Source organism: Sphingomonas sp. TREG-RG-20F-R18-01 (assembly GCF_022662475.1).
Classification (GTDB): Bacteria; Pseudomonadota; Alphaproteobacteria; order Sphingomonadales; family Sphingomonadaceae; genus Sphingomonas.
The window spans coordinates 1-20,666 of record NZ_JAKNQQ010000016.1 but is presented as its reverse complement, the minus strand read 5'-3'; the positions used below and the strand labels follow the sequence as shown (position 1 = coordinate 20,666).

10 protein-coding genes are annotated in these 20,666 nt (G+C 59.7%); 4 read left to right on the top strand and 6 right to left on the bottom strand.

The features are described from left to right. Nucleotides 1–330: 330 nt before the first annotated feature. Nucleotides 331–3,648, bottom strand: coding sequence for a PAS domain-containing protein (locus L8K25_RS22840; protein ID WP_347341168.1), 3,318 nt, complete (start codon nt 3,646–3,648; stop codon nt 331–333). Nucleotides 3,649–4,410: 762 nt separating this feature from the next. Here L8K25_RS22840 and L8K25_RS20685 point away from each other — a divergent pair. Continuing rightward, the gene (locus L8K25_RS20685; RefSeq protein WP_242140908.1) at nt 4,411–4,737 is read left to right on the top strand and encodes a hypothetical protein; all 327 of its coding nucleotides are present in this window, start codon (nt 4,411–4,413) and stop codon (nt 4,735–4,737) included. 53 nt (nt 4,738–4,790) lie between these two features. Here the strand turns inward: L8K25_RS20685 and L8K25_RS20680 are convergent, their stop codons facing one another. Beyond that, nucleotides 4,791–5,138, bottom strand: a complete 348-nt coding sequence (locus L8K25_RS20680) for a hypothetical protein (RefSeq protein ID WP_242140906.1) — start codon at nt 5,136–5,138, stop codon at nt 4,791–4,793. 105 nt (nt 5,139–5,243) lie between these two features. Further along, nucleotides 5,244–6,515 carry an ROK family transcriptional regulator gene (locus L8K25_RS20675; RefSeq protein ID WP_242140905.1) on the bottom strand — a complete coding sequence of 424 codons (1,272 nt, stop codon included), beginning with the start codon at nt 6,513–6,515 and terminating at the stop codon, nt 5,244–5,246. Nucleotides 6,516–6,670: 155 nt separating this feature from the next. On the opposite strand from L8K25_RS20675, the gene L8K25_RS20670 reads away from it, so the two are divergent. Both L8K25_RS20670 and L8K25_RS20665 read left to right on the top strand, forming a co-directional pair. Next, the gene (locus tag L8K25_RS20670) at nt 6,671–7,588 is read left to right on the top strand and encodes an ROK family protein (protein ID WP_347341167.1); all 918 of its coding nucleotides are present in this window, start codon (nt 6,671–6,673) and stop codon (nt 7,586–7,588) included. A 387-nt stretch (nt 7,589–7,975) separates the two neighbouring features. Further along, complete coding sequence (locus tag L8K25_RS20665) at nt 7,976–11,116, top strand: TonB-dependent receptor (protein WP_242140904.1); 3,141 nt, start codon at nt 7,976–7,978, stop codon at nt 11,114–11,116. An 80-nt stretch (nt 11,117–11,196) separates the two neighbouring features. On the opposite strand, the gene L8K25_RS20660 is transcribed toward L8K25_RS20665, so the two are convergent. The 3 genes from L8K25_RS20660 to L8K25_RS20650 are packed head-to-tail and all read right to left on the bottom strand — an operon-like array spanning nt 11,197 to nt 17,281. Then, complete coding sequence (locus L8K25_RS20660; protein WP_242140903.1) at nt 11,197–12,567, bottom strand: mannanase; 1,371 nt, start codon at nt 12,565–12,567, stop codon at nt 11,197–11,199. Then, the gene (locus L8K25_RS20655) at nt 12,564–13,871 is read right to left on the bottom strand and encodes a sugar porter family MFS transporter (RefSeq protein ID WP_242140902.1); all 1,308 of its coding nucleotides are present in this window, start codon (nt 13,869–13,871) and stop codon (nt 12,564–12,566) included. Before L8K25_RS20655 ends, L8K25_RS20660 begins: the two co-directional genes overlap by 4 nt. Next, nucleotides 13,868–17,281: a LamG-like jellyroll fold domain-containing protein gene (locus L8K25_RS20650; RefSeq protein WP_242140901.1), complete on the bottom strand. Its 3,414-nt coding sequence runs from the start codon at nt 17,279–17,281 to the stop codon at nt 13,868–13,870. Before L8K25_RS20650 ends, L8K25_RS20655 begins: the two co-directional genes overlap by 4 nt. Nucleotides 17,282–17,350: 69 nt before the next feature. Here L8K25_RS20650 and L8K25_RS20645 point away from each other — a divergent pair, with 69 nt between their 5' ends. Continuing rightward, the gene (locus L8K25_RS20645; protein ID WP_242140900.1) at nt 17,351–20,281 is read left to right on the top strand and encodes a TIM-barrel domain-containing protein; all 2,931 of its coding nucleotides are present in this window, start codon (nt 17,351–17,353) and stop codon (nt 20,279–20,281) included. Nucleotides 20,282–20,666: the final 385 nt, after the last annotated feature.

Genomic DNA, 20,666 nt, shown 5'->3' with positions numbered 1-20,666 from the left:
CGGACATGAATCATACTTGATTCCACGTCGGCTATCGCCGTGCGACATCCGGAATCAGAGCTGCGACAACTTGTGGGTAATCGAAAGGGCCTGAAGGCTGCCTTGCCGGATCTTGGCCGACGGGCTGATTGCCGCTCTTTGAGCGGAGCATCCCTGAGCGCCTCCATTCCGGGAAACTGAGGACCCTGCAAAATGACGTTGGGCAAACGGGGTTTCGCTGTTCCGCCAGTAGGCCGCGAGGGTACACCGTGAACGTGATCGTAACTTTACTGACGTACTCAACTCGGAACGTTTGGGTCAATCGTGCTAGAGTTGGTTGGTTTCGGGCAGCTAAAGGCCGACACCTGCAATCCGCTGGGCCAACTCCGCGATGCGAAATGGCTTGGTCAGACGTGACAAGTCGGGTGCAATACCCTCAGCTTCGGCATAGCCCGAGACGATTAGCACAGGTAGCTCGGTGATTTTTGCGCGCAGCGCGCGCGCCAGCTCTGCTCCGCTCATACCTGGCATGAGATGATCCGTTACGAGGATGTCTGGGCGTTCGCCCTCGTCAACCAACCGTAACGCCTCTTCCGCCGATCCGGCTTCCGTCACATCGAATCCCAAGTCCATCAGCATGTCGGCAGTGCTCATGCGAACCAGCTCTTCATCGTCGACGAGCAGCACTTTCCCACGATGGGGACGGGCATCTATCTGAGCCGCCTCTGTATTTCCCGCATTCACGGGCGCTCGACTGACAGGTAACCACAGCTTGATTGTCGTGCCTTCGTTGGGCGCGCTGTCGATCGCCATTGCGCCGCCCAATTGAGCGGCCAGACCATGGACCATGGAAAGGCCCAGGCCGGTGCCTTTGCCGATGCCCTTGGTTGAGAAGAACGGTTCGATCGCCCGGGCAAGGGTCGCCTCGTCCATGCCGCTGCCAGTATCGGCGACGCACAGGAGCACGTAATGGCCCCGACGTAGCTTTGTGCCGTCGCCTTCACGGACGCTCTCACGCATGGCATGGATCGTAAGGGACCCGCCGTCCGCCATGGCGTCGCGGGCATTCACCGCAAGATTGAGAAGCGCCATTTCGAGCTGATTCTGGTCAACCGTTACTGGCGGCAGGTCGTCTGCTAGGTCAATCTGGACGTCTATCATTGGGCCAAGGGTCGAGCCGATCAGGTCAGCCATGCCGTTGATAAGCGTACCCAGATCGACCGCGCTCGCCTGCAAGGGCTGCCGACGCGCGAAGGCAAGGAGGCGCTGGACGAGCGTCTTCGCGCGGTCGGCAGACTGAAGCGCGCCATCGATCAACCGGCGCTCGCGCTCGCTACCGACACCGCGCCGCACTAACATGTCGAGCGAACCGATGATCGGTGTAAGCAAGTTATTGAAGTCGTGGGCGACGCCGCCGGTAAGCTGGCCCATGGATTCCATTTTCTGGCTCTGGCGCAAGGCCTCCTGGGCCTCACTCAGCCGGCGCTGTTCTTCCACCCTAGCAGTGACATCGTACACGAACTGATAGGCGCCGATGCGCGTGCGTTCTGCGTCGTAGAGTGCGTTGTACTTCATCTCGTAGTAGCGCCTCTCCCGGCCGGGATCGCCGAACTCAGCCACCTCGGTAAATTCCTCGCCCGCAAGCGCTCTGCCCCAAACCGCGCGGACCGCAGCTGCGTGATCAGGCCGATCGCCCAGCAGGTCGAGCATATTGTCGCCGGGTTCCGGGCGAACGCCATAGATCCGCTCGAATTCGGCGGCCGCTGCCTTGTTGATCGCGAGCCAGCGATACTCGAGGTCGGCTACCTGGACGAACGCGTCAGTGCCTTCGACGATTTCCGCGAGCAACCGGTGCTCGGCGAGCGCATCGGCTACACGACGTTCGAGTGTTTCGTTAGCGGCCTGGAGCGCAAGCTCCGCTGCCTTCCGGTCGGTAATATCGTTGAACAGGATGGCCACCCGGTGCTCTTCGGATTTCCCGCTGCGAAACGCGTGAACGTCATACCATCGCCTCAGCGAAGCCGCTTCGTTCTCGAAGCGGACCGGTTTTCCCGTCTTCGCAACGTTGCCGTACACCTCGAACCAGTGCTCCTCATGCGCGGGCGCGAGCTCGCGCATCCGCTTGCCGACTGAGCCGGTGAGGCCGGTCTGTCGCTCAAACGCCGGATTAACTTCAAGGAACCGATAGTCTACAGCCTGCTCGTCTTCGAATAGCACCTCGATGACGCAGAAGCCCGCGTCGATCGAGTCGAACAACGTACGATAGCGCTCCTCGCTAGTGCGCAGCGCTTCCTCCGCAATGCGGCGCTTAGTTTGGTCTTGCGCGATCCCGGCGACCCGAGCCACACGCCCCGACTCGTCGCGGATAGGGAAGCCGACGTCAACGATCCACCGCACCTCGCCGTCCGCGCGAACGATCCGATATTCGGCTGTCACCCGCTCGCCCGCGAGTACCTTGGGCATGGCGGCAAAAGCGGCATCGCGGTCGTCTGGATGCACGAAATCGGCCCAATGCGAGATGTCGCCGATGAAGCGGTCACGCGGTTCGCCCCAGACACGCTCGAAAGCTGGACTAAGATACTCAAGCCGCCCCGTCGCAGAATCGGCTATCCACACTGTTTCCGACGCCGCGTCCGCGAACTGACGGAAGCGCTCCTCGCCAGCCTTCACCGCTGCTTCAGCACGCGCCCGCTCTGCCGCCGCCCATGTGCGCTCGGCGATCTCCTCTGCGAGTTCTAATTCCTCAGCCGACCACAGACGCGGTACGTCACTATGAAGGCCTAAGATCGCAACCAATGCGCAATTTTTTACGACTGGGACATCGAGCAGGCCGACGATCGACGCCGTGGCGAATGCGGCCCTCGCCCCGGCCGACGATGTTCGGGAGTCGAGCGCTACGTCAGAAATGGCGACCGTCTTGCCTCTGCGTAAATCGGCGATCAGATTGGCGCCATAATCCAATAGCCGGTGGCGACGCCGATTTGCTGCCATCGAACCGTTATTCCATTCGCGCTCGATGAGGACCGTCTCGCCGCCCGGCTCAACTTCAGCATAGGCAACCTGCGCCACGCCCAGATGTCGACCGAGCGCTTCAGACGCGACGGCGATCGCCTCGCCAGGGTCCGCGACCGGCCGCTGAGCGTCGCCGAGACGCAACAGGAAAGCGTTACGTCGTTCAGCAAGTACCTCGGTCGTCGTCTCGGCGACGGCGCAGAATAGGCCCGAAACGGCACCCCTCTCATCGCGGACCGGCGAATAGGAAAAGGTGAACCAAGCCTGCTCCTCGAACCCGTTACGGTTGAGCCATAGCGGCAGGTTCTCCCGGTAAGTCGCCTCGCCGGTCAGTGCGGCGTCGATCAACGGCAAAATGTCGGGCCAGATCTCTGGCCAGACGTCGTGGAAACGCCGTCCGAGCGCGGTCGGATGCTTTTCCCCCAAAATCCGGGCATATGCATCGTTGTACAGGAATTCGAGTTCCGTACCCCAAGCGACGAACATCGGGAATTTTGAGTTGAGCATCAGCCCCACGATGGAACGAAGCGACTGAGGCCAAATGATCGGCTCGCCGATGCTCGTCGCCGACCAATCCTTGGACCGCAGCAGCGCGCCCGTCTCGCCGCCGTCCACGAGAAAATCCAGACTTTTAGAAGTCGCACTTTCTCCCGTCATGCGATCTCCGTTCGCGGTATTTCACGCCCTTGGTTGTCGAGCTCACCTGCTCGATGACCGTCGTAATAGCGCGCTCGCTTCGAACGGTCACCGTAAATTCCGCTCGCCACAGCCAGTTAGGCGCGTCGGACTGCCTATCGGTGTCGTCCTGCGAGTGTCTCTGGCTTTCCCCCTGCGCTCAAGGCGTTCGCGGCAGATCCGCTTCATCAGCGAAGGTGCGCAAGGCAACGCGCTATTCGACGAAAACGCTGGATAGTAATTTCGATGCTCTGGCGCGAAATCATGATTTGATCGAAAGCCGGTTCGTCTCAAAAGCCGTTTCTCTAGAAGGGTCCCCGCCGATTCGGCGATCACGACCCCCCGTCGGTTTGCGCGCTACTTTATGACCCAGTTCCGCGAACTCGGCCGGAACAAGCTGATTTAGCTGGTCGCCGTGATAAGCGGTCCAAAGCGGGCTCGGCGACCGCGCCGGCGGGCAGTGGATGCCACATGCCTGCATCCAGCAGCATCGGCTTGTGCTCGGCTGACAGCACCCCGGTGTCGATCCCGGGAAAGAGGGCGACCCCGCGGAACCCAGACGAGCAAATTCGCCGCTTGGAGCCTCGCCCAGCCCTTTCAGGGCGTGCTTGGTGACCAAATAGACCGCCGTCCCTGGCGCACCGAAGCATGCCGAAGCATGCCGAAGCGGTGCTGAAAGCGGATCAACGATAGTGTTTCGACGAGGACCGGAAAACCGCATGGATGAGACCTATGCCGCCAAGCATGTTGACCGATACGAGCCTAACGATGGTCTCCCGATCCAGGGAAGCAAACGGCGCTTTCGACTGCGGCGTCGAGCAGCGCGCCCCAGTGATCGATCATCATGTCGCGCAGCCCGTTTCGCGCGGAGACGACGCACGCCAGAGACCAGGCAATCGCAGCGACATCGCCGGGATTGGCGGCCGCGACCGAACTGACCCGACTTTTCAGCGTAGCCAGTGCGTGCTCGGCGGTGTCCGGCCGTACCAGCGCTCGGACGTGCGCGCCGCGGGCGACGAGGCGCTCGCGATGCGCCCGCTCAAATTGCCCAAAGCACCCGCGGAGCTATGATCGGCGTACTGCTCACACACTATCCATCCGCCACGTACGTAACGAGCCTTAAGTCAGCGTAACGACCTAAAAGTCGCCCGAACCTCGTCGACGAACAGCTCGGGTTGTTCGAGCGCAGCAAAATGTCCGCCGCGCTCCAACTCGTTGAAGTGTACGAGGTTCGCGAACCGTCGCTCGGCCCAACGACGCGAAAGGCGGATCTGCTCTCCGGGGAACATGCTGATTCCGGTCGGCGTCTGCAAGACCGACGGGGGCGCACCCCCCGCCATCATTTCACGAGCGCCCTCCCAGTACAGTCGCGCAGAGCTCGCACCCGCGTTCGGCAGCCAATAAAGCATGATCTCGTCAAGAATCTCGTAGCGGGTGAAGACGGCCTCCGGCTCGCCGCCGCTGTCCGACACGTCCTGGAAATGGGGAGCAGGTCATAATGGCTAAAACGCTGCGATGAAATAGAATTATCTGAATTTAGTTGGCGCCTAATGACGATGGACCCGTTTATACGGTCGTCAGCGTCCAGCTTTAATAAGGATTGCGTCGGAGGGCAGGACGTGATCGAGAAAAGGAAGGATCGCCGCGCCGATTGCAGGTGCGTCCTGCGCCATGACCGCGGGCATCACTCGGGCGTGGGACGGCACGTCGACGGCCGCCAATGCTTTCCCCAATTCGGACGCTAGCCGTTCAATGAGCGGCACAGGCAGCCGTCCGCCAATCAGGATTGCGTCTGGGTTGAGCAGGCAATTGATACCAATCAGCGGCATCGTCAACGCACGAACAGAATCGTTCAGCCAGTGTTTGACGACTGCGTTCACCGCCGCGTTGGAGCCGACCAGTTGCGCGTTGTTGATGACTGGGCATTTGGCAGCGGTGAGGCGGGCGTGAAGCGTTGATAGCGAAACAATATCTTGCACGACTGCGCCGGGCGTGACGGCTCCGGGATCTGGCATAAGACCGATCTCGCCGCTTCGCGATGTAGCGCCACGATGATAGCTCCGATCGATCACCAATCCGCCGCCTAAGCCAGCGCTGATCAACAGATAAAAGAAGCTGGGATTTTCAGCGGCTGTACCGCAGTGAGCCTCTCCCAGGGCAGCGGCCGCAGCATCGTTGTCGGTATGGATTGGCCACGGCAATACCTCGCGCAGTAGGGCAGGCATGGCGACATCGTCCCAGGTCGCGTATTCAGGTGGGCTGCCGGGCAGGGCGATGCTGCCTAGATCGTCTGGCATCGCAACGCCGACCCCTAGAACCCGTTTACGGTCGACGCCGCCCGCTGCGATGACCTCGTCGAGCCTTTTCCGAACGAATTCCACGACATCGACCGGCATTGCGAACGCAATCTCTTGCGTAATGCGGCTGCGGACCTCTCCCGCCAGATCAAGTGCGACTAAGGTCAGATGATCACGATCGACATTGAGGCCGATTCCGAAGGCTCCGTCTCGATCGATCTGCAGCTTAAGTGCAGGTTGGCCGCGCCCCCCTTTTGTGCGCCCGGTCAGCCGTACAAGCCCCTTGTCGATGAGCCGATTCGTGATGTTAGCGATAGTGGGTGCTGTCAGCCCAGTTTCTTGGACGAGCGTGACGCGCGTCGTCTCGTCGCGCAACCGTATTGCTTGCAGCACCGTCCGCAGATTGTAGTCTCCCGCCCGTTCCAGATTCGTGCCGGACAAGCCGTTGGACAAGCGTGAGGACCGGCTTTGGGCACCAAGCGGACCGCCGTTATCCCGCGCCTTGGAGGCCGGATCGGGGAGCGCATTTGAGTTGTCTTCTAGCATATTCATCCACTTCTGTATCTCGACCCAAACCATCGCGCACAATTATAATATTACAACTGACTTTATTTATCCATGCAGTTCTGCCACTCTTTGCACGCGGAAACCAACATGCGTGATGAGGGGCTTACCATGATTGCTACACAAGGACAGGCCAAGCCAGAATGTGGCAGGCTGAAGTGATGGGTGTCGGCGTTGATTTTGGCGGAACAAAGATCGAGGCAGCTGTACTCGATGAGAAGGGAGACTTCCTTAGCCGGGTTCGGACCCCGAACCCCGGGGAGTATGATCTCGCCATCCGCGATGTTTGCGCTGTCATAGCCCGTGCCGAGGCGGAGGCGGGCGGGGCGGGAGAGCGCGCGATCAGCACAGTTGGGATTGGTGTACCTGGCTCGATCAGTCCGCGTTCAGGGCTAATGCAAAATGCGAATTCGACTTACCTTAACGGTCGGCCATTTAGGGAGGATTTGCAGATCGCACTCGGGCGAGAAGTGCGAATGGCGAACGATGCAAACTGTCTAGCGCTTTCAGAAACTGTAGATGGAGCCGCCATAGGGGCTAAATCTGCGGTGGGCGTCATCCTTGGTACCGGTGTTGGGGGCGGGGTCGTTATAAATGGGCGGATTGTAGAAGGCGCGTCCGGCATTGGTGGCGAATTCGGTCACGTCCCACTCCCTTGGCTTACCGTAGATGAGCACCCAGGACCGCTTTGCTGGTGCGGTAAACACGGATGTTTGGAGGCGTGGATTTCCGGCACTGGTTTTGCCCGCGCGCACGAAGCGAACAGTTGTCAAAAAATCGAGGCCGCAGCTGTTGTCGCCGCTTCGAGAGGCGGGGACCAGGCTGCTATCGAGTCCCTTGAGCGCTACGTCGATCAGCTGGGGCGAACGCTTGCACTTATCGTAAACATTATCGATCCGGAAGTTTTCGTTCTTGGCGGCGGCATGTCTAACGTGGCTGAGTTGTACCAGCGAGTACCCGTTGTCGTACGCCGTTACGTTTTTGGCGGCGCCTGGGATGGGAGAATCGTGCCAGCGCGCTGGGGCGACTCCTCTGGGGTGCGTGGCGCGGCGCGACTGTAAGAAAACCTTTCGCCCGACTAGTGTGTTGATTTTTTGCGATAATCCCAGCGGAAGCCTCGCCGCCATCAGCTCGGCAACTTCACCACGATTAAAAAATAAAAGTTCTTGTATTTAATAGTTGACGATCAGGCCGCTTCGGCGGCATCAATGCTAAATAAGCCGCCATCGAAGCGGCTACGGGAGGATGTGGACCGTGCAATGCGAATTTGCCCGCAGGGTATTTTGCGACCGTATGGCGGCCGAGATGTCCGGGGCAGGCGACCTCGGGGCTTGGAATGCGGCACGTTCGGTTTGCATTCCCAACAATCAGATAATGAAAACTGTTCGACTGTGTCGGCAACGAAATTCGCTGTTGCATGGACGAGCTGTGCCAAAGGGAGGAATGTGATGAACGAGATTAGCGAAAATCCGAACCGGTTTTACCGTCGGCAGTTATTGGCAAGTGCCGCATCATTGATAACATTGTCCATTACGCAGCCGGCTCTCGCGCAGGCTGGTACAGGCACCGTTCAAGGCGCCAACGTTGCGCAGACGTCCGGGCCGGCACAGGGCGGAGTTGAAACGCAACCCGTACCTGGCACTAGCCCAGCTGCTGGCGCGGCAGCATCCGGCGCTCCGCAAGCCGATGGTAGCGAAGCTACTGCAACGTCAGCGAGCGATAGCGGCGACATCCTAGTCATCGGGGTCCGCGGTGCCCAGAAGGCTGCCGTCGACCTCAAGCGCTCGGCAGCTCAGATCGTTGATTCCATCGTTGCCGAGGACATCGGCAAATTGCCCGACACCACGATCGCTGACTCGCTGCAGCGCGTAACCGGCGTGCAGATCGACCGCACTGCGGGTGAAGGCGGCGGCGTCAATATTCGTGGCCTGGGACAGGTGCTGGTCACCCTCAACGGGGAGTCGTTTCTCGGCGGCCAGAGCATCGACAATGCACAGCCCAATTTCACCGACATACCTCCAACGCTCTTCTCAGGCGTCGACGTGTTCAAGTCACCGACCGCGCGTCAGTTAGAAGGTGGCATCAGCGGTATTATCGATCTGAAAACTCGGCGTCCGTTCGACCTCAAGCGTGGCATTACACTGTCCGGCTCAGCTGAGGGCGAATACGGCGACCGCGTCAAAAAGTTCAACCCCACTTACTCGGCGCTTGCGGGCTACCATACGGACCGCTTCGGCCTGCTTGTTGCGGGATCCTACTCGAAGGCAAGCCTCGCTAACATTCGCATTGACACCGGCAACAGCTGGCTTGTCTCAACCGACGCGTTGTCGGGCCGCGACCTGCGCGGCAACGGCCGCATTGGCTCGACCAACATCCCGGCTAATGGTGACTATGTCTATCAACCCGCGGTCGTCAGTGCATCTAACCAGACGACCGAACGCGAGCGGTACGGCGCTAACGCCTCCGCACAGTACAAAATTACTGATCAACTTACGCTGACGGCAGATGGCGCTTATACCCAGCTCGACGACCGCACACGCGCCGTCAACCTTCAGCTCAACAGCGGCTATGCGCCCCGACCGCTTCTTGCGGGATCTAAAGTCGATTCCAACGGAGTTGTCACCGTCGCAAACTTCGCGCTGCCCGGTTTTGCGGAGAACAGCCTAGCCACAAATTCCAAGTCGCGCACGTTCAATACCAATCTCGAACTGAATTATAACAACGGCAGCAACTTCAAGGGGACGCTGCGCTGGGTTCACGCCGATGCAAAGCGCGATTCAGTGTCGTCACAAGCCGACTCCAAGCCGGAGACTGGCAACTTGCTTCCGCGAGGGGTAGCGCCGGAATGCCAAGGCAACCAAAATCCAAATCTGCTGCCGGCCTCTTGTTATCAGCTGCAGAACCCGACCGGCTTCCAAGCGGTGAATGTCGGCATTGATTACACGACGAAGTATCCGACGCTCGCCTTCGGGACCGACGTGACGAACCCGGCCAATTGGGAGCTGTATTCAACGTGGGGTTATGGCGACCACCGGCGTGCCAAGAACGATGCCTTCCGCGCTGACGGCACCTTCACCTTTCCTGGCGATGGGTTCTTGAAGACGCTCGACGCCGGCATACGCTACAACGTGCGTGACGTGACGGTGTCGGAGTTTAAATATCTTGCACCAGTCACGGTCCCCGGTATCGGCACGCTCGCGAAGCCAGGCGACCTCTACTATTTCAAGGACGCTGGCATCACTCAGACCGGCACCCCAGCGATCGAAGGCCGCTCTGTGCTCCCAATTTATACCTTTGGGGCGCTTGGTAACCGTATCAAACAGTACAATAGTTTCATCTTCGGAGGCGTGCCCACGGCGGGCATTCCCGGGATTGACCCTAATGCGATGAGCGACCCGCTTGCGTTCCAGAACAGTTTGTTCCCGGGCAACGCGGAGTATCAGGACCCGACCCGTAGCTTCCGCGTTAAGGAAAAGAACGCGAGCGCCTACGCGCAGCTGAACTTTGCATCCGAGCAAGGCATCGCTGGGATCGGCATCTCTGGTAACATCGGACTGCGGTTCATTACGACCACCCGAACAGTCTTTGCCAATACCACTGACCCGAACCGGTTCATTGGAACTGGTGGTAACTACAACGGCGTGTTTATTAATCTTGGCACCACTGCAAACAAAAAACAGATCGACCGATATTTGCCGGCAGCAAACCTCACTTTCGATCTTAATCGTAGGATGAAGCTGCGCCTGGCGGCCGCCAAGGTCGTCGGTGAGTTGAACCTGTTCGACCTCGGTGCGGGTCAGGTGCTGTATTACGGTGCCAACAACGGCCGGTATCCCTTGCCTGTTCCGCAAAACCTCCAAGTCTTCCTGTCGGGCGCGTCGGGCAACCCCGGGCTCGAACCTTATCAATCGACCAACTACAACGCATCCTACGAATTCTATTTCGGCAAGGGCGGCCTGTTCAGCGCGGCGGCGTTCCTCTTCGACGTCAAGTCGTTTCCGCAAAGCATCGGACTGATCCAGCCGATTGCCGACCAGGACGGCGTCGTCCGTGCTGGCGGCGTTGTCCAGACCACCAGCAATGGCAAGGGCGGCAAAATCAAGGGTGTCGAGGTTGGCTACCAGCAGCAGTTCGACTTCCTACCTGGCTTCCTGAGTGGCTTTGGTGCCAACGCAAACTTCACTTATTCGGATAGCCAGAGCTCAAACGTTGATTTGTTCAACCATCAACTACCGGTTCCGGACAATTCAAAGTTTCAATACAACGTAATTGGCTTCTACCAGAAAGGACCGATCCAAGCGCGTGTTGCGTATAACTGGCGCAGCACACGCTTTGCCGGCATTCAATATGTCAACGGCATTGACCTGACTAACGCGCCGAACGCGAATGCGCTGGCGATCTATTCGAAGCCAGTCGGATATCTAGACGCGTCGGCCAGCTACGACATTCTGCCGAATGCGACGATCTTCGTCCAGGGCACCAACCTGACCCGGTCTAACGATGAAGAATATCTGCAGTTTAAGAATCAGTTTTATCAGCAGAGCGTTTTTGAACGGCGGCTGACGGTCGGCGTCCGCATCCGAAACTAACCAAACGACCTTTGCCCTTACCCTCCCGGGGCAATGCTGGGCTCATTCGGAGACACGCCGGATGGGCCCTTTTTTCTAACTCAGCCGATCCGGCGTAGCGCCGTAGCGTATTCACGAATGACGGCCTGAGTGGAGCGGTCGGTATCAAATACGCCGTAATAGCCTTGCGGCTCGTGGCTAGGATCGCCCAGCCAGTTTGTATCACCGGCACGGAAGACATAATCGGAGTGCTGTGCGCGGGCTTCGCCATTCCACGCCCAGAAACTGACTGCTGACAGAGGTCCGCCTCGCATTGCATCTTCTACGACCGCGTCCATTGCGAAACGGTAATACGTGTCGCGTTCTATCGTTGTCGCGGCGGGGTCGTAGCTGCCGCCATCGCGTGGATATCCGAACTCCTCCAGCACTAGCGGACGGCCGAGCTTGGTAGCCAGTGTGATGTGCTGGTCGATATAGGATCGACTCTTAGCCTGCCCTGCGGCGCGCGAGCCCGCCAAATCGTCAACGTTGATCCAGCCGAAGTTTTTCGGCCAAATGTGGATCGACATGTAGTCGATCTCCGGGGGGGTAGCGAGCGTCAGGCACCCCTCACTTCCTAGGCAACCGATCACGCCCTCACCCCCCGTCGAGACGAGGTGGTGGGGATCGATCGACTTGATCAGGCGCGCGGTCGATCTGATCCATGCCGCGTAGGCCGGCAGATATCCTTTCGCGGCAGTTTCGCCTGGCCGAGGCTCGTTTGCCAACTGCCATGCCATGATCGCTGGGTCCTCGACGTAGCGTCTGCCGGAGATGCTATTGGTGCGCCCTACGATTGCGCGGACGTAGTCGTCCGCCATCGCTACCGCACGGGTATTCGCGTAGAATTGAGCGGTAAAGTCGGCGTAGGCGGGCCATGGCGCGGCGGGATCGTTCTCGTCTACGTAATGGCCGCCATTCGCCCAGTAGAGATAGGCTTGCATGCCGCCGGACCATTCCCAGAAGTTGTTGATGCACATTACGGCGCGCATGTCGCGCCGCCTCAACTCGACCAGTAGATAGTCAAGTCCGCCAAGCAGCTGCTGGTTAAAGCGAGTACTGCGATCACGAAAAGTCGGCGTGACAGCCCCTTTCAAAGGCGAGGCTTCGGATCCACACATGACCCGGACATTATCGACCCCGAGTACTCGCAGCCGATCGAGTTCCCGCCGCAACCTGTCCCGGTTACCATAGTCGGCGTCAGCGCCAAGGTAGGCACCATACCACATGTTCGTTCCCATGTAACGATATGGGGCGCTACCGAGTTCGAAGCGCATGCCCGTTACACTTACCAGCCCCGCCGGGCGATGGGGGCGGATTGCTGCTGGCAGGGTCGTTAAGCCGAGCGCGGCACCAATGGACCCGATCGCGTCTCGGCGCGTCGGCTTCTGGCTAACGCCGACCGTGAATTGCTCGTGCAAAGTGTCCGTCATGCCATACGCTCGCTAATAGCATCGAGAGCGATGCCTTTTGTCTCTGGAAAAATCAGGAGGACCACGATGCATTGCGCGGCCATTGCCGCGGCGAAGATCACGAACGGCGCCCCCGCCGACCATGCTACTAGCGTCGGAAAAACTCCAGCGATGACCGCGTTGAACAGCCAGTGTGTGCTTGCGCCAAGCGCACTGCCGCGTGCGCGTACGTCTTGCGGGAAAATCTCCGAAAGATAGACCCAGATTACCGCGCCTTGGCTGGTCGCGAAGAAAGCGATAAACCCGACCAGCGCTGGAAGCAGCACAAAGCCGGCGATCCGCCCAAACAGCACTAATGCAACGATTGACAGGCAAAAAGTCATACCTGCCGCTCCGGTAGCCAACAGCGGTTTTCGCCCGATACGGTCGATCAGCACCATCCCAAGCAAGGTGAAGACGAGGTTCGCAGCGCCTATCGTGATCGCCTGCAGGTCGGGCGACAGACTGCCCGCGCGTGCGAAGATCTCGTTTAGATAGTATAGCACCGCGTTGATACCGGCGAGTTGGTTGAAGGCAGCCAACACTACAGCGAGCACGATTGGCCGGCGGTGCAAAGACCACGACAGCCTGCCATTTGATTGGCCGATCGCAAGCGCCCCAGTGATGCGCTCAATCTCTTCATCCGCATCTGTGATAGACAGTCCGATGCGCGCAAATGCCACCCTCGCTTCAGTGACCCTTGCGCGCGCTACGAGCCAGCGCGGGCTGTCCGGGATACGGAACAGCAGCGCCACGAAGACGATCGCCGGCGCCGCACTTACTCCGAGCTTCCAACGCCAAGCCTCATGATCAATGAGCACGGCGACGATAGCGTTGCTGAGATAGGCGATGAGGATGCCGGCGACGATGGCGAGCTGGAACAGGCCGACCAGCAGCCCTCGTCGAGCGGGCGGAGCGACCTCGGCGATATAGACCGGCGCCAGTACGGACGATCCGCCGATCGCGAGTCCGCAAACGAAGCGGAAAGTCAAGAACGCGCTCCAGTCAGTAGCCAGCGCGCAGCCGATTCCTGCTGTGACGTAGCATAGTCCAAGAACGCCCAATACGCGCCGACTGCCGAACCGGTCCCCCGGGCCGCCGGTAACGAGCGCACCGACCAGCGTCCCCCACAAGGCAGCCGAAACGGTCACGCCGAGCGTCTCGGGTGTCAGTCTGTAGACATGCCGAAGATCGGCCGTGACGCCTGCAATCACTGCGGTGTCGAACCCGAACAGCAGCCCGGCGAGCGCAGCTGTGATGATGCTGGCAACGAGGACGCTTTTCACTTGGCAGGCGCTCCTGCGGCAGCGACGTTCCATCCACGCAGGTTCACATGGGGGCTTTGTGCCTTAGCAGTTGGGTATCGCACTTCGATTGCACGGTGCTCGCCGGGCAGCAGTGAAACATAGTTGTCACTGAAGTAGGCTGGCAGTACCTGACTGCCATCGGCGTTCACGATCGTCAGCTTGGTCTCGATCGCAGGCGTCGCGGTCGTGTTCGTCAGTGTGACCGACATAACCGTTTCGTCGCCATCAACCCGGCTTGCTGTGACCATCCCCAGGTTCACCTGCAGGAGCCCGTTCAAAGCCCGGAACGCGGCGTCGTCCTTCGCTTGCCAGTAGAAATTTGTCGATAGCAGACCGTCCTTCGCATTGCTCGCCTCAAGCCGTACCAGAGCCACACCGTGCTCAAGCGCAGGCGCGAGATCTAACGTGAACGCGTCGCTTACCGACTCTCGGGGCGCGGCGATCGTCGCTTTGCGTTCGGAAAGCACTCGGCCGTTGAGGTCGACGACCTTCGCATGCACCGTGATCCGACCGAGGTCGGTCATGCGGTTGTTTACAACGACGATCTTGTGGTCCGGCAGGTTCATCTGGACGTGCAACGGTTCTGCCGCCTTCTTCACCCCGTAGAACGAGGCATGCGTGTCATAGTCGGAGGAAAACATTTGCCAGTGAGAGGATGGCCACGCAGGCTGGGTCATCCAGAGCATACGGCCGCTATTCTCTCGCCACAAACCAGCGTTCATTCCTTCAAACACTGCACGGTATGACTCGTACTGCATCATCTGCGCCTTGCGTTCGAAGTCGGCGAGACTGGTACCGGCGCCGAAGCGTGCCGTCAGGGCATCCATGTAGGTCTTGACGCCGCCGTTCCCGAGCTGATGCCAATCGTGATAGGCCCAGGTATCGCTGATCGGCCACCGGTCAGCCTCAGGGACCGCGCGCTTCCACGATTCCAAAGTCGGAAATGAGGGCGTGCCGCTCTCGACGGAAAAGCCCTTTGCGTGGGTCGTGAAATACTCGACCGCGGGCCGCCAGTTATACGGCCCGCTATTTTGAAGGTTGATGCGGTTCGACGAGCCCATGTACAGGCGCGTTCCGTCTTCCTTCTCGATCAGGTTTTGAAGGGCCTCGTTGAGGATCGGCTGCGGTACACCCTCGTTTCGCCCGAACCAGACCACGATTGATGGGTGGTTCCGGTAGCGCTTTACCACGTCCGTCGCGTTGGTCATGAAAAGCGCCGGATCCTGCGCCTCGACATTATAGTCCTCAGTGGACTCCCAAAAATCATTCAGGATCATCAAGCCATATTCGTCAGCAAGATCGTAGAAGGTTTGTTCGGTATTCTGTCCAACCCAGTTACGAACGATGTTAAGGTGGGCGTCACGGTGCAACCGGAAGAACGGCTCTAAGCGCTCTCGGCCGACGCGCTTCATAAAATCGTCCATCCCGATGTTGCCGCCGCGCGCTGCAATCCGCACGCCGTTGACGCGGATCACGAGGTACGGGGTCAGCCCGTCCTCGTCGGTAACTGGTCGCACAGCCGGTGATGTTTCCGCACCCGGGACGAGGCTCGCCGCCCAGCCATTTGCTACCTTTCGGATGCCGGTGTGTGATCCGTCGACGATGCGTTGCCTAAGTTGACGCGCGCGCGATAAGTCGATTCCCACCCGCTCCAGCACGCCGTGACGGTCCATCAGCGACATGTCGTAAGTCACTTGGCGCATGCCAAAGCGTATATGTTTAGTGTCGCTCGTCCCGCCCTCGACGCTGGCGGTAAGCGTCAGGTCGTGAAGCGCGGGGGCACCGTAGCCGTTGGGCCACCACAATCGTGGATGGCGAACCGTTAGCTGAGGAAAGTCAGCGGCCTTCATCGAAACGTCGATTGATTGGCCAGGCGCAAGCGCGACCTGCTTTGCCACAGTGACATCGTCGAACGAAGCTCGCACTGTGGCGGTTACCGCATGGTCGCTGGCGTTGGAGACCGGCACTGCGATTTCGACCTCGGCGATGCTGTTATCGGTCTTGGGAAGGGTCGTAACCACCTGCGGATCACCGAGTGTCGCGTCGCCTGTTTCGGTGAGCGTTACACCCTGCCACAGTCCGGTGTTGCGATCGCGGATGCTGGGTATCCAGTCCCATCCCTCCGTCGCAACGAATGTGGGCCCGTCGAGCATCATCATCCCGCCGTTCTCACCGTTGCCTGCGGTGAGCGATTCCTCCTGCGCCAAGCCAGGATGCGGGGGAGGAGATACTTTCACCGCAATCGCATTGCGGCCGGGCAGCAGCTTGCCCGTCACGTCGAACCGACCGCGCACGAAGGCGCCTTTCATGCTGCCGATTGGTGCTCCATTCAGCCACACCTCAGCCGCGTAATTCACGCCTTCGAATGTGAGCGTCTGGTGCCTGTTCTTGCCCATCGCGGATGCATCGAATTCGCTACGGTACCAGTAGTCCTGACGCGCCAGCGACTCAGGAATCACCATATTATTCAGGCCGTAAGCCGGATCGGGGTAGATGCCGCGATCAACTAACGTGGTCAGCACCGTGCCGGGCACTGTCGCCTCGTACCAACCGCGTGCGTCGTAGCCCGCTCGACTGATCGCCGCGCCAGGCAAATTTACCCTTGGAGCAGCAGCAAGTTGCCAACGCGCTATGTCCCAGTGCCCGTTATCCCGTGCGACTAACGTCAGGCCTGAAGGACCCGGCTTGCCGGCTGGCGGGCTAAATGGTGCTCTGGATGTAGGCAAAGTCCAAGCGTCCTGCGGCGAAACCTGGCCAATTTGCTGATGAGTCTGGATCGGCCACTCTGGGCTACCTGGCGTGAACGTAAGCAAGGAGAAATCGGGCGTCTGCGCCGCCGCCTGACGCACGGCGCTTGGTTGTATGGCCTCGGCCGACAGGGTGAAGCCTGCTATTCGGCCGGAAAATATTGCTCCGCGTGAGCGGGGCGCTAGATGCGCGACCAATGCGACCGCTTTAGCGGAAAGCTCGCGTTGCCCAACCTGCTGGCCATCGACAAACAGCCTTGCAACACCGTTCTTCCATGTCGCCGCAACATGTGTCCAGTGATGGTTCGCAAGCGGGACGCTGGCAGTTAGGACGCCCGCCTCGGTTATGAGCGCCGGGCGCCCGTCGATGAGGGCAAGGTAGCGACGTGGGCCCGTCTCGCCAAAGCCCGCGACAAGCGCAACACCGCGCGGCAGCATGTTCGGTTCAACCCAAGCTGCGATTGTCCAAGCGCTAGCGGCAAACGGCGCTTCGGCCGCAGGCGCGAGCGGGTAGTCGATCGACGCTCCCCCCAAAGGCAGGTCGGCGTTGACCGGGCCATATAGCTGCGCATAGGCCGGTGCAACACATAGTAGCACTACCCACGCTGTCGTCGTCAAAGCCGCCACCGTATGCCTTGTCATATCGCTCTCCCTGTCGCCGGGTCTGTTCGCCCAAGCTTACCGTATCAAGCATATCGAAAAGAAACCAAATTGAATTATAAATTCTTGACGGAGGCCATCAAGCTGGGTCTGTTAGGATCATCGCGGCAATCCGGATCGCGAGGGGAAAGGCTTATGACGATGTTCGCGACGACACGTCGTGCATTGCTTCACAGCGCAGCGCTGACCAGCGCCGGGCTCGCGATGGGGCGGGCGCTGGCGGGAGCAAGGGATTTGGCGCCGCGGATAGAACGGCATGCAAATGGTGTGCGGCTCTACCACGATGGCGACATCACCGATCTTCGACTACCGCTCGCGGGCATCGCAAGCGTCGTAAAATGCTCGGCGGCCAACTTAGCCCTGGGTGGTGGCTTCTTCGCCTACGATGGGGCGGACTCCCCGACGGTTCGTTTCGTAGAGGACGCACATGTGCTCCGCCTGATAGGCGAGGGCGTCATCGTAGAAATAGATAAAGTGAATGGTCGCCTCCGCTTTTGCGACGGCGCCGGAACGATCCGTATCGCCGAAAGCGTAGAACCAGCCCCGATTCCAGGCGTGGACGCCGCACGTCGGCAGGGCTTCACCATTGGCGCGACCGAGCGATTACACGGCCTCGGGCAGTTCCGCGCGCCAGTCGCCGAATATCGTGACGAAGACGTGTTTCTTGCCCACGCCAATAGCGATGCGGTTAACCCGTTTCTTACATCAACAGGCGGCTGGGGCCTGTTGTGGGACACGGGCACGGCGGCGTATTTCCGTTCGCGCGCAACGGCACTTGGCTACCATTCGGTCGCAGGCGATCTCATCCGGTACCATGTCTGCCTCGGTGCTGATATGGACGCGGTCATTGGCCGCTACCGCGCGCTGACCGGGGCCGCCGCGCTGTTGCCGAAGTGGGCGTACGGCTACTGGCAGAGCAAGGAGCGCTACCAAAGCCAAGCCGAGCTGACTGGCGTCGTTGACGAATATCGGCGCCGCAGACTACCGCTGGACGCAATCGTTCTAGATTGGCATTATTGGGGCGAGAACGATCAGTTTGGCGGAATGACCTTCGATCCAAAGACGTTCCCTGACCCGAGCGCTATGGTCCGACACGTTCACACGCTTGACGCGCGCGTGGTCGTCGTGATTTGGCCCGCTTTTGGTACAGCGACCGCTATTTACCGCGAGATGGCGGCGGCGAAGCACCTTTTCCCATCAAAGCACTGGAGCGGAGGTCGCGTTTTCGACGTCAGTTCGGCGCCTGCACGTTATTTGTATTGGCGACACGTCAAACGCGGGATCGTCGACCATGGCTTCGACGGCTTGTGGACCGATGGCAACGAGCCCGAATTCCAGTCGACTGGGGAACGCTACGGCACTGCTGCCGCATTTGCTGCCAACGGACTAAGCGCCGCCGGGCCTATCGCCGAGAACCTGCTTACTTTCTCTTGGTACCAGTCTAAGGGCTTGAGCGAAGGGCTCGAGCGCGACGTGCCGTCTAAGCGTCCGGTAATCCTAAGCCGCTCGGCCTACGCCGGGCAGCAAGCGTTTGGCGCAGTCACTTGGTCGGGTGACATATTTGCAAGTTGGGGCACATTGTCGGCGCAGATCCTCGCCGCTCAGCAGTTCGCGATGGCGGGAATACCGTGGTGGACGTGCGATATCGGCGGTTTTCTGGTTAATCATCGCTACCCGCGCGGGCTGGCGGATCCGGCCTATACCGAATTGTATGTGCGCTGGTTCCAGTTCGGCGCCTTTCTTCCGGTATTTCGTGCGCACGGCACCCATGTCCCGCGCGAGCTGTGGCAGTTCGGCGAGCCAGGAACACCCGTGTACGACGCGCTGGAGAAGGCTTTGCGATTACGCTATTCGCTATTGCCCTATCATTATTCACTCGCGGCAGACGCGGCCTTAGCCGGCGGCACGCCCCTTCGCGCGCTCGTAATGGATTTTCCCGACGACATGGCGACGCGCGATCATCCCGCGCAATTCATGGTTGGGCACGATCTGTTGGTGCGCGTCGTCGATCGGCCGCTCGAGCATTCCCCCGCAAACATTCAAGAGTTTTTACCGAGCCGCGCAGTAAAGGGGCTGAACGCGCCTGCGGCAGAAATCGCCTTCTATGAAGGAGCGAACTTTGAGCGTCGCGTGTCATCGCGCCAGACGGACGAATTGAAAATGAGCTGGTCTGGCGACCTGCCCAGCGCGCTTGCAGGCAAGCCCTATTCGATCCGATGGACCGGCCGATTACGTGCGGAGGAGAGCGGCGTACATAGGCTCGTCGTGCAGGGGAAAGGCGCTATCAGACTATCTCTCGAAGGCCGAACCGTGATCGATGGCGTTGCGGAGGCGGCGGTAGCCGATGGCGCGAACGGGGCGGTATCTTTTCGCGAGCATGATGGCGACGCACGCTACGAAGTTCCACTTTCCCTCAAAGCCGGTCAATCCTACGTTTTCAAGCTGGAGCAGCGCCAGCCAACCGCCGACGTCGTTAGCTTGTGGTTTGAATGGATTACGCCCTCTCAAGTCGCGAGAATGGTGATCCCACAGTTAAAGGTGGTTACGGTCTATCTTCCCGCCGGTCAGGATTGGTACGACATAGCGTCCGAGGAGCGGCATGTCGGCGGCCAAACTATCGATGTTCCGGCCCCGCTCGACCATGTGCCGGTCTTCGCGCGGGCGGGGGCAATCCTGCCGATGACGCCCGGCATCGACCGTGCGTCAGCCCGCCCCAAAGTAATAGAACTGCGTGTCTTTGCCGGTCGTGACGGCCATTTCACGTTGTACGACGATGGCGGTGACGGGGATGGTTACAAGCACGGTGCCGCTGCTCGTATTCCGATACGATGGCATGACGCGGAGCGTAGATTGGTAGTCGGACCGCGGACAGGGACCTATCCTAACATGGCCTCAAAAATACATTTTGGGGCGCGTTTGGCGGGCGGTCACGGAGTGCAGAACATACTTTTTGACGGGACCGAGCAAAGCATCGAGTGGTGATGCACGTCAGCGAAGCAGCGCTCGACGTATCGATCATCTCCATACTGATCGCTTCAATGTGAGTTAGCACCAGATGCTGGTTCGCCGTCCGGCAAAGAATCCGGATAAAGGCGTCACCAGCAATTGATCGCTAGCACTTTGTAGGTGTCCCGCGTTGCGCCATCCCAAGGCGACGACTTTATAGGATACAGGCGACGCACCGCCGCCTCGATCACCGGCCAACGCGCCAGGCATAGGCGCGGGTCGTTCATTTACTCTGACCGGAGGAGATCGATACTCTGTCAACGCCCGTCGGATTCCAGGCCAGTGGGGCGGAGTAAAAGCAGGCCATTGTTGATGCGGGCCTGACGATATGAAGATGGCCCCGATCGGGGCCATCTTCATA

Excerpts from the sequence above, each read along its gene's own strand:
- L8K25_RS20660 (WP_242140903.1), bottom strand. The coding sequence starts at position 12,567 with ATGACGGACACTTTGCACGAGCAATTCACGGTCGGCGTTAGCCAGAAG.
- L8K25_RS20685 (WP_242140908.1), top strand. The coding sequence starts at position 4,411 with ATGTTGACCGATACGAGCCTAACGATGGTCTCCCGATCCAGGGAAGCA.
- L8K25_RS20665 (WP_242140904.1), top strand. The coding sequence starts at position 7,976 with ATGAACGAGATTAGCGAAAATCCGAACCGGTTTTACCGTCGGCAGTTA.
- L8K25_RS20650 (WP_242140901.1), bottom strand. The coding sequence starts at position 17,281 with ATGACAAGGCATACGGTGGCGGCTTTGACGACGACAGCGTGGGTAGTG.
- L8K25_RS22840 (WP_347341168.1), bottom strand. The coding sequence starts at position 3,648 with ATGACGGGAGAAAGTGCGACTTCTAAAAGTCTGGATTTTCTCGTGGAC.
- L8K25_RS20675 (WP_242140905.1), bottom strand. The coding sequence starts at position 6,515 with ATGAATATGCTAGAAGACAACTCAAATGCGCTCCCCGATCCGGCCTCC.
- L8K25_RS20670 (WP_347341167.1), top strand. The coding sequence starts at position 6,671 with ATGTGGCAGGCTGAAGTGATGGGTGTCGGCGTTGATTTTGGCGGAACA.